The 14,420-nt window shown below is 62.7% G+C and carries 13 protein-coding genes; 6 read left to right on the top strand and 7 right to left on the bottom strand.

Annotation, left to right across the window (positions count from 1 at the left end; all coding sequences use genetic code 11):
- Window positions 1–175: 175 nt before the first annotated feature.
- From ccoS to hemN, 4 genes are read right to left on the bottom strand one after another with little or no spacing between them, the layout of a single operon-like run.
- Window positions 176–349 carry a cbb3-type cytochrome oxidase assembly protein CcoS gene (gene ccoS, locus HFRIS_RS14895; RefSeq protein WP_006464222.1) on the bottom strand — a complete coding sequence of 58 codons (174 nt, stop codon included), beginning with the start codon at window positions 347–349 and terminating at the stop codon, window positions 176–178.
- Window positions 349–2,889: a heavy metal translocating P-type ATPase gene (locus HFRIS_RS14890; RefSeq protein WP_006464221.1), complete on the bottom strand. Its 2,541-nt coding sequence runs from the start codon at window positions 2,887–2,889 to the stop codon at window positions 349–351. Before HFRIS_RS14890 ends, ccoS begins: the two co-directional genes overlap by 1 nt.
- A gap of 2 nt (window positions 2,890–2,891) precedes the next feature.
- The gene (locus tag HFRIS_RS14885) at window positions 2,892–3,752 is read right to left on the bottom strand and encodes a sulfite exporter TauE/SafE family protein (protein ID WP_006464220.1); all 861 of its coding nucleotides are present in this window, start codon (window positions 3,750–3,752) and stop codon (window positions 2,892–2,894) included.
- Window positions 3,753–3,763: 11 nt separating this feature from the next.
- On the bottom strand, window positions 3,764–5,215 hold the full coding sequence (gene hemN / locus HFRIS_RS14880) for an oxygen-independent coproporphyrinogen III oxidase (RefSeq protein ID WP_006464219.1): 1,452 nt from the start codon (window positions 5,213–5,215) through the stop codon (window positions 3,764–3,766).
- Window positions 5,216–5,483: 268 nt separating this feature from the next.
- Between hemN and HFRIS_RS14875 the strand changes: the two genes are divergently transcribed.
- Both HFRIS_RS14875 and HFRIS_RS14870 read left to right on the top strand, forming a co-directional pair.
- Window positions 5,484–6,452: an SMP-30/gluconolactonase/LRE family protein gene (locus tag HFRIS_RS14875; protein ID WP_006464218.1), complete on the top strand. Its 969-nt coding sequence runs from the start codon at window positions 5,484–5,486 to the stop codon at window positions 6,450–6,452.
- A 195-nt stretch (window positions 6,453–6,647) separates the two neighbouring features.
- Window positions 6,648–7,328 (top strand): hypothetical protein, encoded by a 681-nt coding sequence (locus HFRIS_RS14870; RefSeq protein ID WP_006464217.1) that lies wholly within the window; start codon window positions 6,648–6,650, stop codon window positions 7,326–7,328.
- 7 nt (window positions 7,329–7,335) lie between these two features.
- Here the strand turns inward: HFRIS_RS14870 and yddG are convergent, their stop codons facing one another.
- Window positions 7,336–8,232 (bottom strand): aromatic amino acid DMT transporter YddG, encoded by an 897-nt coding sequence (gene yddG / locus HFRIS_RS14865; protein WP_006464216.1) that lies wholly within the window; start codon window positions 8,230–8,232, stop codon window positions 7,336–7,338.
- Window positions 8,233–8,411: 179 nt separating this feature from the next.
- On the opposite strand from yddG, the gene HFRIS_RS14860 reads away from it, so the two are divergent.
- Window positions 8,412–9,068 (top strand): 7-cyano-7-deazaguanine/7-aminomethyl-7-deazaguanine transporter, encoded by a 657-nt coding sequence (locus HFRIS_RS14860; RefSeq protein WP_006464215.1) that lies wholly within the window; start codon window positions 8,412–8,414, stop codon window positions 9,066–9,068.
- A 92-nt stretch (window positions 9,069–9,160) separates the two neighbouring features.
- Window positions 9,161–10,318, top strand: a complete 1,158-nt coding sequence (locus HFRIS_RS14855; protein ID WP_006464214.1) for an MFS transporter — start codon at window positions 9,161–9,163, stop codon at window positions 10,316–10,318.
- A 71-nt stretch (window positions 10,319–10,389) separates the two neighbouring features.
- Here HFRIS_RS14855 and argE read toward each other — a convergent pair whose 3' ends face one another.
- Complete coding sequence (argE, locus tag HFRIS_RS14850; protein ID WP_039875912.1) at window positions 10,390–11,592, bottom strand: acetylornithine deacetylase; 1,203 nt, start codon at window positions 11,590–11,592, stop codon at window positions 10,390–10,392.
- Window positions 11,593–12,075: 483 nt separating this feature from the next.
- Between argE and HFRIS_RS14845 the strand changes: the two genes are divergently transcribed.
- On the top strand, window positions 12,076–12,546 hold the full coding sequence (locus tag HFRIS_RS14845; RefSeq protein ID WP_006464212.1) for a response regulator: 471 nt from the start codon (window positions 12,076–12,078) through the stop codon (window positions 12,544–12,546).
- A gap of 78 nt (window positions 12,547–12,624) precedes the next feature.
- On the opposite strand, the gene HFRIS_RS14840 is transcribed toward HFRIS_RS14845, so the two are convergent.
- Complete coding sequence (locus tag HFRIS_RS14840) at window positions 12,625–12,867, bottom strand: hypothetical protein (protein ID WP_006464211.1); 243 nt, start codon at window positions 12,865–12,867, stop codon at window positions 12,625–12,627.
- Between the two features lie 331 nt (window positions 12,868–13,198).
- On the opposite strand from HFRIS_RS14840, the gene HFRIS_RS14835 reads away from it, so the two are divergent.
- Window positions 13,199–14,272 (top strand): acyltransferase family protein, encoded by a 1,074-nt coding sequence (locus HFRIS_RS14835; protein WP_006464210.1) that lies wholly within the window; start codon window positions 13,199–13,201, stop codon window positions 14,270–14,272.
- Window positions 14,273–14,420: the final 148 nt, after the last annotated feature.

Raw genomic sequence — 14,420 nt, 5'->3', positions numbered from 1 at the left:
GAAACTCTCCCCACTATGTTGAGTACTGATCAACGCGAGCTTACGGGTCGAGTTCCCCTGGGGCATTGACGTGTATCAAAGCGGGGAGAAGCATGAAAACAAAGACGGATAAACAACAGGAAAGACGCAGGAAAAAGACGATATCTGCCCCCAGGGACAGGCTTGAAGGAAGGACTCAGGGCGCGCCTGGAGCATCCTTGCCGGGGACGGCATCGTCGTCATGGAGGATGCGCATGGCCGGGCCTTCCAGGTCATCGAACTGACCACTATCGGAGGCGCGGAAGAAGATCCAGATCGCCACGAACACCAGCAGGGTGCTCAAGGGAATGAGCAGGTAGAGCGCTTCCATCAGACACCTCCTGCCAGCGCCGGCGCGGGTGCAGCGATGTCGCTGGAGGCCTCGTCGACAACGCGCCCGGAGCCGCGTGCGCGGCGGCTCAGACGCAGGGCATTGCCCACCACCAGCAGCGAACTGAGCGACATGCCCACCGCCGACATCCACGGATCGAGCAGGCCGAAGGCAGCGGCCGGGATGGCCAGGAAATTGTAGAGGGTGGCCCACACCAGGTTCTGCCGCACGATGCGCATGGTCCGCTGCGCCATGCCGGCGCAATCGGCCACGGCCTGCAGGCGGTCGCTCATGATCACGGCATCGGCACTGATCTGCGCCAGCGCCGCGCCCTTGCCCATGGCAAAGGAGACATCGCCGGCACGCAGCATGGCCGCATCGTTGATGCCATCGCCGACGATGGCCACCACCGCCCCGCCCTGCTGCAACTGACGCACGTAGTCCAGCTTGCCTTGCGGCGTACATCCGGCGACCACGTCGCTGATGCCTGTTGCGGCAGCGACGTCGGCACACACGTCGGGCTGGTCGCCGCTGAGAAGAATGGTGCGCAACCCGAGCCTGCGGAACGCGGCCACGGTGGCCACGGCATCGGGCCGCAGTGCATCGGCCAGGTCGAAGCGCGCCAGCCAGCCGGCACTGCTGCCCAGGTACACCGCGCCGGCACCGGCTGCCACCGGCTGGTTCAGTGCACCGGGCAGGGCGTCACCCGCGATGTCGGCGACGAAGCGGCGCGCGCCGATGCGGTGGATCACGCCGTCGATCTGGCACTGCATGCCGGCGCCGGTCACCGATTCCAGCATGGTGACGTCGACCGGCCGGATCTGTTGCTCCATCGCTTCCTGCACCAGCGCGCGCGCCAGCGGATGCAGGCTGCCACGCTCCATGGCGGCGGCCATCGCCAGCATCCGCGACTGCGGCCCTTCACTCCAGAAGGCGGTGAGTTGCGGCCGCCCCTGGGTCAGGGTGCCGGTCTTGTCGAAGACGATGGTATCGGCGCGTTGCAGGGCTTCCAGCACATTGCCGCGCACCACCAGCGTGCCTTCGCGCAGCAGCCGGTCGGTCGCCGCCGCCAGCGCCGAGGGCGTGGCCAGCGACAGTGCGCAGGGACAGGACACCACCAGCACCGCAATGGCCGTGGCCCAGGCGCGCGAGGGATCGATCAGATGCCAGGCAAGGAAGGTCGACGCCGCCAGCAACAGCAGGGCGACCACGAAGCGCGAAGCCACCAGGTCCGCCCACTGCGCCAATGCCGGCTTGCCCTGCCCGGCCTGTTCCGCCAGTCGCGTGAGGGCGGCCAGGGTACTGTCGCGGGTAGTGCGCACCACCCGCAGCAACACCGGCTGGCTCAGGTTGACGGCGCCACCGGGGGCCTCCTGGCCAGGCTGGAAAGATTGCGGGCGACTCTCGCCGGAGAGCAGCGCCAGGTCCAGTTCGGTCTCGCCTTCGATCAGGCTGGCATCGGCCGCGATGGTGTCGCCCGGTCGGGCCAGGATGACATCGCCGGGCTGCAGTTGCGCGGCTGCCACCAGTGTGGTGTCGCGTTGTTGCGGATAGCCGCCCAGCACCAGGGCCGACGCCGGAAAGGCTTGCTGCATGCGTTCCAGCGCCGAAGCCGAGCGACGCCGCGCCGCCGTCTCCAGATAGCGGCTGGCCAGCAGCAGGAAGATGAACATGCTCACGCTGTCGAACCAGATCTCTCCCTCGCCGCGCCAGGTAGCGATGGCGCTGCCGGCGAAGGCGGCGGCGATGCCGATGGCCACCGGCAGGTCCATGCCCGGTGCGCGCGCACGCAGGCCGGCCCAGGCACCGGTGAAGAAGGGCAGGGCCGAATAGAACACGGCAGGAATGGTCAGGAACAGGCTAGCCCAGCGCATCAGCGACATCATGTCGGGATCGATGCCTTCATGCGTCATGTAGACCGGCACGGCGTACATCATGACCTGCATCATCGACAGCCCGGCGATGAACAATTGCCGGAACAGGCGACGCGAGGCGCGCCTGGCCTGCTCGCCCTGGCGCAAGGGGTCGAAGGGATAGGCGGTGTAGCCCAGGCCACGCAGGCCGCGCAGGATGACGGAGGTGGGGCACAACGCCGGATCACGGCGGATATGCAGACGGGCGCTGGCGACGTTCATCTCGGCCATATGGATGCCGGGCAGACGCGCCAGGTATTTTTCGATCAGCCAGACGCAGGCCGAACAGCGCAGGCCATCAATGGAGAGCACCAGTTCTGCGGCCTGGTCCTGGCTATCGGGGGCGTCGTGATGCTGCGCCTGCAGGGGCAGGTCCACCAACGCCAGTTCCGGTGGCAGCAACTGTTCAGGATCGACGCGTGCCGAGGGCACCGTGCGACGCAGGTAGAAATCTTCACACCCGCTATCGACGATCAGACGGGCCACGCTCTGGCAACCCACGCAGCACATCGCGCGCGTATGGCCACCGATTTGCAGCGGCCAGGCCTCCCCGGCCGGTACCGGCTGACCGCAGTGGAAACACGGGTTCCCCTCCCCGCTCCCGTCGCCCTTATCGCTGCCGTTCATGCTCAAGCTCCATGTCCTGGCGTGATGCAGAACACATCGATCCAGCCACGGGCGATGCCCATGCCGCCGATCTCGGCGGCACGCAGCAAGCCCAGTATGCCGAATGCCAGCACGATCACGCCGGCCGCGCGGCGGACTGCCGGCCGTGACGCCAGTTGCCGCAGGCGCGCCCCGGACAAACCCGCCGCCAGCAACACCGGCAGTGTGCCAGCGCCGAAGGCCAGCATGGTCAGCGCACCCTGCACGGCGCTACCGGCCATCAGGGCAGTGAGCAAGGCGCTGTAGACCATCCCGCAGGGCAACCAGCCCCACAGGCTGCCCAGTAGCAAGGCCTTCTGGGGCGTATCGACCGGCACCAGGCGTGCCGCATGCGGACGCAGGCGCGCCCAGAGGCCGCTGCCCAGCTGTTCGATGCGGGTCATGCCCGTCCACCATTGGGTCAGGTACAGCCCAAGCAGAACGAGGACGAGATTGGTCATCACATAGGCGGCCGTCTGCGCCGGTGCCAGCCAGCCGAGCACGTCCGCACCCCGCAAGAGCCCGGCTGCGATGCCACCAGCCAGGGCACCTGCCAGCGCATAGCTGGAGAGGCGACCGAGGTTGTAGCTCAACACACGTACCAGGTCCTGCGTGAAGACCGGGACGGTGCCAGTGCTACCGCCCGCAATTTGGATGGGAATGACACGGCGAAGAGCCCCGGGCTCAACCGCGCCGAGTGCGGAGGCCGACAGCGTGACCGGTGTACGCGCCGACGCGGCCCGGCCCGGACCTGCCGAACTGAGCGCACCGACGATGCCGCCGCACATGCCGATGCAATGGACGCTACCCATCAGGCCCACCAGGAAGATCGGTAGCAGGTTCACGTCGGCTCCCCTCAGACCGTCTGCGAATAGCGCTGTGGTGCGTCCTTGTTCTGGCTCGCGGCCTTCTCGCGATCCTGCGTCAGGTAGCGGTCGAAGACCATGCAGATATTGCGGATCAGCAGGCGGCCCTTGGGTTCGACGGTGATCCACTCGGGTTCGATCTTGATCAGACCGTCTTCTTCCAGCTGCTTCAGCTTTTCCATCTCGGTAGCGAAGTATTCGCGGAAGACGATGGGATAGGCGATTTCCAGCGAATTGATCGACAACTCGAAGTTGCACATCAGGCGCTGGATGATCAGGCGACGCAGCACATCGTCCATGCCCAGCTGGATGCCGCGGGCGATGGGCAGGGTCGAGTTTTCCAGACGGGCGTAGTAGTCGTCCAGGGTCTTTTCGTTCTGGCTGTAACTGCCGCCAACGGCGCTGATGGCCGAGACGCCGCAGGCCACCAGGTCGGTTTCGGAATGGGTGGAATAGCCCTGGAAGTTGCGGTGCAGACGCCCCTGCTGCTGGGCGATGGCCAGGTCGTCGGTCGGCTTGGCGAAGTGGTCCATGCCGATGTAGACATAGCCGGCTGCCGTCAGCTGGCGGATGCACAGGGACAGCATGTCCAGCTTGCTGTCGGCGCTGGGCAACTCGTCTTCCTTGATCTGGCGCTGGGTCTTGAACAGCTGCGGCATGTGCGCGTAGTTGTAGACGGCGATGCGGTCGGGGCTGGCGGCGATCACCTTGGAGAGCGTGCGCGACATCGACATCACGTTCTGCCTGGGCAGGCCATAGATCAGATCGATGCTGACCGAACGGAAGCCGGCGTCACGCGCGGCCTGGATGATCTGCAGCGTCTGTTCCTCGGATTGCACGCGGTTCACCGCAAGCTGCACTTCCGGATCGAAATCCTGCACACCCAGGCTGACGCGATTGAAGCCCTGCTGGCGCAGCTTGTGGATGCGTTCCACCGACACGGTGCGGGGATCGATTTCGATCGAGTATTCCCCCACGTGATCAGGTGCCAGAGCGAAGCAATGACGAATGTGGTCCATCAGGTCCGACATCTGTTCGTCCGAGAGATAGGTCGGCGTACCGCCGCCGAAATGCAGCTGCTCGACCTGGTTCATGCCCGAGAACAGCGAGCCCTGCATGCTGATCTCGCGCTTGAGGTAGCTCAGGTAGAGCGCCGCCTTGGAGCGGTTCTTGGTGACGATCTTGTTGCAGGCGCAGTAGTAGCAGATGGTGTCGCAGAACGGAATGTGCAGATAGAGCGACAAGGCGCGCCAGGCGCTCATGCTGCGACGGTCGGAGACCGCATGCAGGTAGTCGGTCACGGCGAAGTCGTTGGAAAAACGATCGGCCGTGGGATAGGACGTATAACGCGGGCCACGCTGGTCCATTTTGCGCAGCACGCTCTTGTTCATGCCGGCGAGACTGGCGGAAGGATGCAGGGTGGACGGATGGGCGACTTGCATGCGATGCTCCTGGCCGGCCGCCGCGCCGGACTGACGCGGCGCGCACATGCGCTGGGCCGCGAGCCCACCGGGCGAGCTGGTATTGACTGGAGCTTGCAGGATAGTCACTTCATACCCGGACTACATTGATATGCATCAAAGGGCTAGCCAGGTCCTGCTTCTGCCGTCCGTCCCGTCCCTTTTCTGACGCGGCATGGCCACGGGTTATCATCCTGTCCAGCATAGTATCGCCCTGCAATCACGATAGGCTACAGACCAAGGAGACTCCATGACCACCCCTTCGCTCGCCGCTTCGCCCACCTGTTCCCCCATACCCTCCAGCCTGCCGGCCAACCCCTACGAACATTGCGATCCCCGCTTTTCCAGCCTGATCGTCCCGAGCGCCCGCCTGGACTGCCTGCACGGGGGCAGTCGCTGGACCGAGGGCCCGGTCTATCTGCCGGCCACCGATGAACTGATCTGGAGCGATATCCCCAACAATCGCCTGCTGCGCTGGTCGGAAGGCGCAGGGGCCGGCGTGTTCCGCCAGCCCTCCGACTACAACAACGGCAATACCCTGGACCGCGAGGGCCGCATCGTAGGCTGCCTGCATGGCGCGCGTGCCGTGGTGCGCACCGAGCACGATGGGCGCCGCACGGTACTGGCCTCGCACTGGCAGGGCAAGCGTCTCAATTCACCCAACGACGTGGTGGTCAGGTCGGATGGTTCGATCTGGTTCACCGATCCGGCCTATGGCATCGACAGCGATTACGAAGGCCACAAGGCCGACAGCGAGATCGGTGGCTGCCACGTCTATCGCATCGACGGCCAGAGCGGTGCGCTGACACTGGTCAGCCATGATTTCGAGCGCCCCAACGGCCTGGCCTTCTCGCCCGATGAAAAGCGGCTCTACATCGCCGACACCGGCCGCACCCATCGCGCCGATGGGCCGCACCATATCCGCGTCTTCAACGTCGACGACGATGGCCAGCTCAGCGGCGGCCGTGTCTTCGCCACGATCACGCCCGGCCTGGCCGACGGCTTCCGGGTCGATGCGCTGGGCAATGTCTGGACCAGCGCCGGCGACGGCGTGCACTGCTACGCGCCGGATGGATGCCTGCTGGGCAAGATCCGGGTGCCGGAGGTCGTTTCCAATGTCTGCTTCGGCGGGCCGCGGCACAATCGCCTGTTCATCACGGCCACGACCTCGCTGTATGCGATCTACCTGGCCGTGAATGGCGCCCACCGGCCGGGTTGACGAAGCGACATCAAGCCAGCGTGAAGCGAGTCCGCACTGTGGCGTAAAGGGAACGCGACCGTTTGCCGGGGCTTCCCTTTCATTGCTTTTCGGCACTGTCGCGCTTTACACCTTCTCCCCCTCAACCATAGGCTGCGATGGTCAGGTCTGCATCTGCCTGAACCATCACTTTTCTATTATCCCGGGGGATTCTTCGTGCACCGTCTTCATCTTTCCTGTGCTTGCCTCATCGGCCTGGGCGCCGCCAGCCTGGGCAGCGTTCATGCCGCCAACCTCGGTCTCAGCGGCGAGGTCGGCACCACCGGCGTGGGCGTTCACCTGAGCGTCCCGCTGGCCCAGCAGCTCAATGCGCGCTTCGGTGTCAACTACTTCGATTACTCGTTCAATTCCAGCACCAATGACGTCAATTACGACGCCCGGGCCAAGCTGCGCACCTTCGATGCCTTGCTGGACTGGTTCCCCTTCTACAACGGCTTTCGCCTCTCGGGCGGCGTGATCTACAACGGCAACAAGATCGACGCCACCGGCAAGCCCAAGGCCAACGGCATCTACACCATCAACGGCAATGTCTATACCGCGGCCCAGGCCGGCCAGGTGGATGGCCGCATCGATTTCAAGAAGTTCGCACCCTACCTGGGCCTGGGCTATGGCAATGCCGCAGCGCCCAACCGCGGCTGGGGCGTGACGGCTGATCTGGGGGTCATGTTCCAGGGCAATGCCTCGACCTCGGTCAGCAATTCGGGATGCAACGCCCCCGCTGCCCTGTGCGCCCGTCTGGCCACCGACGTCGCTGCGGAAAACGCCGAACTCAGCGACAAGGTGCATGGCTACAACCTGTATCCGGTCGTCCGCATCGGCGTGAGCTACAGGTTCTGATCCGGACCTAGGCCACGCCAGCCTGGCTGCGCGTGGCCCGCCAGCACAGGATGGAACCGGCACACACCAGCGCCGCGCCGACCCAGAACGAGGCCGGCAGCGGCGCCTGCAACAGCAGCGCCGACAGGGCCGACGACAACACCGGGATGAAATAGGATGCGCCCGCCAGCACCGTCACTTTGCCGTGCAGGATGCCGACGTTCCACGCCGCATAGCCCAGTCCCATGGCGGCCGCCGCCAGCAGCAGGTAGACCAGCGCCGGCAGGCTCAATGACATCTCTCCGGCATGACCACCCAGCAGGAACTTGCCCCACAAGGCAAGCGCCACCAGCATGAAAAACGGCGTCACGCCGTTCTGGCCGCCGGCGATGCGGGTCGTCACGGTGCAGTAGGCGGCCCAGATGACGGCGCCGGCGAAGGCCAGGCCATAGCTGAGCGGGTTGTCCTGGATGTTGACCAGCATGCCGGCCACGTCCAGCCCCTGGTCGCCGCCCAGCACCCAGCAGATTCCCAGCATGGAAAGAAGAAAGCCCGGCACCACCAGCAGGCTGGCCCGCTGCCCGCCGAACAGGATGGCCGCGATCATGGTGAAGGTCGGCCAGAGATAATTGACCATGCCCACCTCGATGGCCTGGCGCCCGCTATGGGCGTAACCGATCGACAGTGACAGGCACAACTCGTAGGCCACGAACAGCACGCTACCCCACAGCAGGTATTTGCGTGGAAAGCTGGACAGGCGCGGAAAACCCACCGACGCCAGCAGGATCAACGAGGCCACCGTATAGATCGCTGCCGCCCCGCCGGTGGCGCCCAGATGTTCGCTCACGCCACGGATCAGGCCGACGATGGCGCTCCAGAGAACGACGGCGGTCAATCCGATCAGGGTTGCCTTGTTGCTGTTCATTGCGCCTGCCCAAAAGCGCAGAAGTGTACCTCAAGCGCGCCGCCATGCGGCCAGGCCGGCGGGCAGAGGCGGTACTATGCTAGAATCTTGCCCCTTCCGTGTCTGGTTCAGCCGTTTTAATTTAGGGCCAGGCCTCTGTTCCATGGGTTCCCTCACCCCCATCCATCAAAAAGGTTCTGATGACGACTCTCGACTTGCGCCGCCACGCGGCCGTGCTGACCTGGCTTTCGCTGTTCCACCTGCTGGTGATCACTTCCAGCAATTACCTCGTGCAATTGCCGGTGTCCATTTTCGGGCTGCACACCACCTGGGGTGCGTTCAGCTTTCCCTTCATCTTCCTGGCCACCGACCTGACGGTTCGCTTCTTCGGCGCTACCCTGGCGCGTCGCATCATCTTCGCGGTGATGCTGCCGGCGCTGTTCATTTCCTACGGCATCTCGGCGCTGTTCTACATGGGCCAGTGGCAGGGTTTTGGCGCGCTGGCGCACTTCAACGTATTCGTGGCACGCATCGCGGCAGCCAGCTTCATGGCCTACGTGCTGGGCCAGGTACTGGACGTACAGGTCTTCAACCGCCTGCGCGCCTCGCGCCACTGGTGGCTGGCGCCCTCGGTGTCGATGATCTTCGGCAATGCCAGCGATACCGTCGCCTTCTTCTCGATTGCCTTCTGGCGCAGCAGCGACCCCTTCATGGCCGCGCACTGGGTGGAGATCGCGCTGGTGGATTACGGCTTCAAGATCGCCATCAGCCTGTTGTTCTTCCTGCCCGCCTACGGGGCACTGATGTCGGTGTTGAAGAGCTGGTTCGCCCGTCCGCTGGCGGCCGATCCGGCCTGAGTCCTGCAGGCGATCCCATAGGACGGTAAACTGGCGGCTTTGCGCGACCTCCACGTCGCGCCCTTCCTTCACCCCTCCCACCTGGAATGCGCATGAACTGGCCCCTGTTTGCCCTTGCTGTTGCCGCCTTCGGCATCGGCACCACCGAATTCGTCATCATGGGCCTGCTGCCCGACGTGGCACGCGACCTGGGCGTATCGGCGCCGGCAGCCGGCATGCTGGTGTCCGGCTATGCCCTGGGCGTGGCGGCCGGTGCGCCCATCCTGGCCATCCTCACGGCAAAATGGCCGCGCAAGCAGGCGCTGGTGGGATTGATGTGCCTGTTCATCCTCGGTAACGTGCTGTGCGCGGTCGCCCCCAACTATGTGTTCCTGATGGTGGCCCGGGTGGTCACGGCCTTCTGCCACGCGGCCTTCTTTGGCATCGGCTCGGTGGTGGCGGCCGAGCTGGTCTCGCCGCAGAAGCGTGCGCAGGCGGTGGCGCTGATGTTCACCGGCCTGACCGTGGCCAATATCCTGGGCGTACCGCTGGGAACGGCCTTCGGCCACGCAGCCGGGTGGCGTTCCACCTTCGGCGTGGTGACCGGCATCGGCGTACTGGCCGCCATCATGCTGTGGGCCATGCTGCCCAGGAAAATCCCCATGCAGGGTGGCAATATCTTCCAGGAGTTCCGCTCCATCATCGATACCCGCGTACAGCTGTCGCTGCTGACCTCGACGCTGGCCTCGATCAGCATGTTCAGCGTGATCACCTACATCGCCTACATCCTGCTGGACGTGACCGGCTTCACCACGCAACAGGAGAGCTGGGTGCTGCTGCTGTTCGGCGCCGGCATCACCGTCGGCGGGCTGGTCGGCGGCAAGCTGGCCGACTGGAAACTGATGCCGGTCATGTGCGCCGTGTTCCTCTGCATCGCCATCGTGCTGGGCCTGTTCTCCTTCACCAGCCATTACAAGTGGCCCACGTTGGTCACCATGTTTGCCTGGGGTGCATTCGCCTTCGCAGTAGTACCGGGCGCGCAGATCCGGGTGCTCGATACCGCCCGCGGTGCCCCCAATCTGGCCTCGACCCTGAATCAGGGTGCCTTCAACCTGGGCAATGCCACCGGTGCATGGGTGGGTGGCCTGGCGATCTCGGCCGGCCTGCCGCTGACCGACCTGCCCCTGATCGGCTCGGTCTTCGCCTTGCTGGGTCTGGCCACCGTGGCCTTCTCCGCCTCGCTGGACAAGCGCGTGCGCACCGCCACCTGAGCACGCTCGCCACGCAAAAAAAGCGCTTGCCCACGGGGCCAAGCGCTTTTTTTTCGACGATGCCGGATGGTTCAGACTGGCGCCAGATGCGCTGAAGCGATGAAGTTGTCGAAGAAACTCTCGCAACGCGCCAGTTGTTCCAGCGTGACGAATTCATTGGGCTTGTGGGCATGGACGATGTCGCCCGGCCCACAGATCACCGCCGGCATCCCGGCCTGGCCGAACAGGCCGCCTTCGGTCCCGAAGCCCACCTTGCGCGCCCGCTCGCTGCCGAGAATGCGCAGCGCCGAGGTCACCAGGGGATCATCGGCCGGCGTACTCATGCCGGGATAGGCGGTCAGAGTCTCGAACTCGATACGCCCCTGCGCGCCTTCGATATGCATCTGCGGCAGCACTTCCTGCTCGGCATAACGCTTCACTTCGTCGAAGACCTCGGCCGGATCGATGCCCGGCAGGAAGCGGTGCTCGAAGACAAACTCGGCCTTGTCCGGGATGATGTTGGGCGCATTGCCGCCATTAGACAGGGTGGTCACGATGGAGGAATACGGCACATCGAAGTCGTAGTCCTGCACCTCGGAGTTGCGCACCCGCAGGGCGATTTCACGAATCTTCAACTGCATCATCGCGGCGTAGTCGATGCTGTTGATGCCCAGATGCGGACAGGACGAATGCGCCGCATGTCCATGCACGCAGCAGCGGTAGGAACGCTTGCCCTTGTGCGCGATGACCGGCTGCATCATGGTCGGCTCGCCAATGATCACGCCAGTGGGCTTGATGTCATTCTGCTGCAGGTCGGCCAGCAGTTCGCGCACCCCCAGGCAGCCCACCTCTTCATCGTAGGAGAAGGAAAAGTGCAAGGGCGTCTGCAGGCGGCCCTGGTCGATGGCGGGCAGGCGTGCCAGGCAGACGGCGATGAAACCCTTCATGTCACACGCGCCGCGACCGAACAATTTGCCATCCGCGACGAGTGCCACAAAGGGATCGGTATCCCAGTTCTGCCCCTTCACCGGCACCACATCGGTATGCCCGGAAAAGACGGTCCCGAAGCGGCCTGGCCCGGCATCGCCAATGGTGGCGAAGAGGTTGGCCTTGCGCCGTTCGGCGTCGTAGGTCAGGCGGGTGACGGCGCCGTGGCGTTCGAGGTAATCGCGGACCCATTCGATCAGGCCCAGGTTGGATTCACGACTGATGGTATTAAAACCGATGAGGGTCTTGAGGATATCCAGCGTCTGCTTCGTCGGTTCCGAAGCGGCTGTTTTCAATGGTGCGTTCATGATGATGTTTTGCCTGTTCAAATCCGGAACACCGGGCTGCCTGCAGGAAGGACAAGCGGCCTCCGGCGTCCCATTGAAATGCAGCAAGCCCCGTGCCACCACGGGCCGCCACTGGGCCGGCGCCCTGCGCACTGGAGCCGGGGCGTTTGCGCCACACCGCGCCTCCCATAGCATGGGACTGGCTTGATCGACTCTATCGTGAGGCGTCGCTGCTCGAAGCGAACAGCTTACACTGCAATCGCGGCCTTGGCTCGCCACCCGAACATCCTCGCTTTCCCACAAACCGGGAACCACGCGGCACTGGTTGGCCAATGTCATCGCAGCGACAGAGACGCCTCATCAGGAAAATCATGATATGAGTTTCCCTTCATCTTTGTCAGACTGCAGTTGAAGTTAGACGCCAGGAGAAACGCCCGCAGAGGCAACCATCATTCCTTGGCGCAGCAACGGTGATCAGGGTCACTTGCAGAGAAGGACGAGATCATGAAACCGCCGATCATACTGATGATAGAGTCGAACGGCGAAGCAGTAGAGCTGGCGCGCTTTGCGCTCTGGCGCAACAATTTCCATTGCGTGCTGCAATGGTATGACGAAGCCGACGCCGCCATCGAGCGCCTGTTGTCGGGCGGCCGACGGGAAAGTGACCGCGTACTGCCGGGCATGATCTTCCTCGACCCGGCCATGATGGAAAACAATGGTCTGGATTTCATCCTGGCCATGAAGTCGGGGCGGGCGACCCGCGCCGTACCTATCGTGGTCTTCCCGGACAGCGACTACCCACCCGGAATGCCTGACCTGATCGAAGCCGGCGCCGTCGAATACCTGCTCAAACCCGAGACCAGCCAGCAATACATGGAAGTCGTGGTTGACCGCGCCCGCCGCTGGAGCAAGCGACGCCGACGGCGCTCCACCCCGACCTGCGGTGCGAGGGAAGATGATGCGCTCAAGTCCTGAATCGGACCAAGGCAGAAACGAAAACGCCGTGACGAGGTATGGTCACGGCGTCCGTCTGCGCTTGGCGCAGGAGTCTGCTTATTTCTTCACACGCGAACTGATGTGCGCATCGAAGTCACGCTGCGCCGCTTCCAGCTTCTTCAGGGCTTCCTGCCAGGGCTGGTAATCCTGCTCGGTCAACCACGAACCGCCGGGATTCTGCTTCCACTGTTCGAGCTTGACCGTCATCTGTTCATATTCCTCAAGCTGAGCCACCAGCAGCGCTTCCATCTGCGTCTTGAGCTCTTCGGCGCGGGTGATCCAGGGATCCTGTTCCGACATGGACATCTCTCTTTCGTGAAGAATGAAGGTTAAGGCATGCTAACACGAACATGAAACACCTCACTGCACGGGAAATGCAATCCGGGATTCTTTGCGTTACCGAATTCCAAAAGTCTGACTGGCCACCCGACCTCTGCTTTTGCTGAAGGGAGCAGTTCATCATCACTTCGACGGTGGTGCCGCAACCGCCTTTCTCGCATTGCAGCTCGCCATCAGATCAGGAAATGGAGTGATGACGTTTCAACCATCCGCTTGAAATACTGAAAGTAGCTTCACATCCAAGCTTCCACTATGATGTGCGCTTTATTGTCAGTCATCTTCATAGATTGCTATGCAAAAGCGAATAGAATTTTTGGACGGTCTGCGGGTGTTCGCTTTTGTCAGTGTCCTGATTGGTCACAAATTCTACGGACAGCTTGAACTAGCTTCAGCCAACCTTAACATCCACGCGACAATCCGCTTTGTGATCGATCTCATCCGGCCGTTGGCGTGGAGCGGTGGCGCCGGCGTCGTGGTCTTTTTCCTTGTTTCAGGCTACATCATCAGTCACGTATTACAGACTGAAAATACGCCAACATTCTTGATCAAGCGGATATTCCGCATTTATCCGCTTTATATGTTTGCAGTGCTGGCAGAAGTCGGAATGAGCCACTGGGTCGCACAGACTCCGTTCCCGCCCTATCCGGTCCTGCTGCAGCGCTTGTTGTTGATTGGCGACTTGTTTTCCACACCGTATGGTCTGGGGGGCGTCGAATGGACGCTCAGACTGGAGATGTCTTTTTATCTGCTCATGGGTTCGCTCCGCCTCCTCAATTTGCTCAAAGACACAACGCGCCTTCCCCTGATCTATTTCATTCTTACCTTGGCAATCCAACTGGCACCGGCATTTCCCCGGACAGGTGCGTTTACCGATGGTTACCTGACTTTATTCTTTCCTTTCCTGTTCATTGGCTCAAGCATCTATTTGATGGAGCATCAACTTGCAAGCCGGCCTGCCTGCTGGGGATATGTACTGTATGCGATCGTTTCCACCCTAGCGCTGTGGCCGGGCCTCAACCCTGCCAATAAAGATACCCACTTTCAGATTCTGGGCTTCCTGCTTTTTGCTTCCGTATGGGGCCTTCGAAATCATATCAAAGCATCATCAACCGTAACTTTGCTCTCAAACCTGACGTATTCCGTTTATCTGTTTCACAACTGGATCTGGGCCTATCTGCTGGCTGCGGTATCACGCTGGCATGCAATCCGCCCGGAGCACCGCTGGATGGCCATCCTGATGCTCTTGTTCCTGATCTGCCTGGCCACGCATTACACAGTGGAAAAATGGGGAGTCAAGCTTGGCGCAAATATCATCAAAAAGTTGAAGAGACTGCGAGACGCAGGACATTTTCAGAAGGTTGCGTGAGCGCTTTGTGACAGCGGCAAAGCCAAGCACCGAAACGGTGTCAAATAACACGCCGTGCGAATCATCGTTAGCCATGAGTTACCCACCGTGCAGATAAGATAGCCTGCAACTTATATCTTCATCAGACGCGAACTAACGGGCCGTCATC

The sequence above is a fragment of the Herbaspirillum frisingense GSF30 genome (genome assembly GCF_000300975.2).
In the GTDB taxonomy this organism is placed as follows: Bacteria; Pseudomonadota; Gammaproteobacteria; order Burkholderiales; family Burkholderiaceae_D; genus Herbaspirillum; species Herbaspirillum frisingense.
The sequence above is the reverse complement of the archived record's forward strand: the minus strand, read 5'-3'. Positions and strand labels throughout refer to the sequence as shown.

Bases quoted from the DNA above. Each gene is read 5' to 3' on its own strand.
- ccoS (WP_006464222.1), bottom strand. From the start codon at position 349: ATGGAAGCGCTCTACCTGCTCATTCCCTTGAGCACCCTGCTGGTGTTC.
- HFRIS_RS14890 (WP_006464221.1), bottom strand. From the start codon at position 2,889: ATGAACGGCAGCGATAAGGGCGACGGGAGCGGGGAGGGGAACCCGTGT.
- hemN (WP_006464219.1), bottom strand. From the start codon at position 5,215: ATGCAAGTCGCCCATCCGTCCACCCTGCATCCTTCCGCCAGTCTCGCC.
- HFRIS_RS14875 (WP_006464218.1), top strand. From the start codon at position 5,484: ATGACCACCCCTTCGCTCGCCGCTTCGCCCACCTGTTCCCCCATACCC.
- yddG (WP_006464216.1), bottom strand. From the start codon at position 8,232: ATGAACAGCAACAAGGCAACCCTGATCGGATTGACCGCCGTCGTTCTC.
- HFRIS_RS14860 (WP_006464215.1), top strand. From the start codon at position 8,412: ATGACGACTCTCGACTTGCGCCGCCACGCGGCCGTGCTGACCTGGCTT.
- HFRIS_RS14855 (WP_006464214.1), top strand. From the start codon at position 9,161: ATGAACTGGCCCCTGTTTGCCCTTGCTGTTGCCGCCTTCGGCATCGGC.
- argE (WP_039875912.1), bottom strand. From the start codon at position 11,592: ATGAACGCACCATTGAAAACAGCCGCTTCGGAACCGACGAAGCAGACG.
- HFRIS_RS14845 (WP_006464212.1), top strand. From the start codon at position 12,076: ATGAAACCGCCGATCATACTGATGATAGAGTCGAACGGCGAAGCAGTA.
- HFRIS_RS14840 (WP_006464211.1), bottom strand. From the start codon at position 12,867: ATGTCGGAACAGGATCCCTGGATCACCCGCGCCGAAGAGCTCAAGACG.
- HFRIS_RS14835 (WP_006464210.1), top strand. From the start codon at position 13,199: ATGCAAAAGCGAATAGAATTTTTGGACGGTCTGCGGGTGTTCGCTTTT.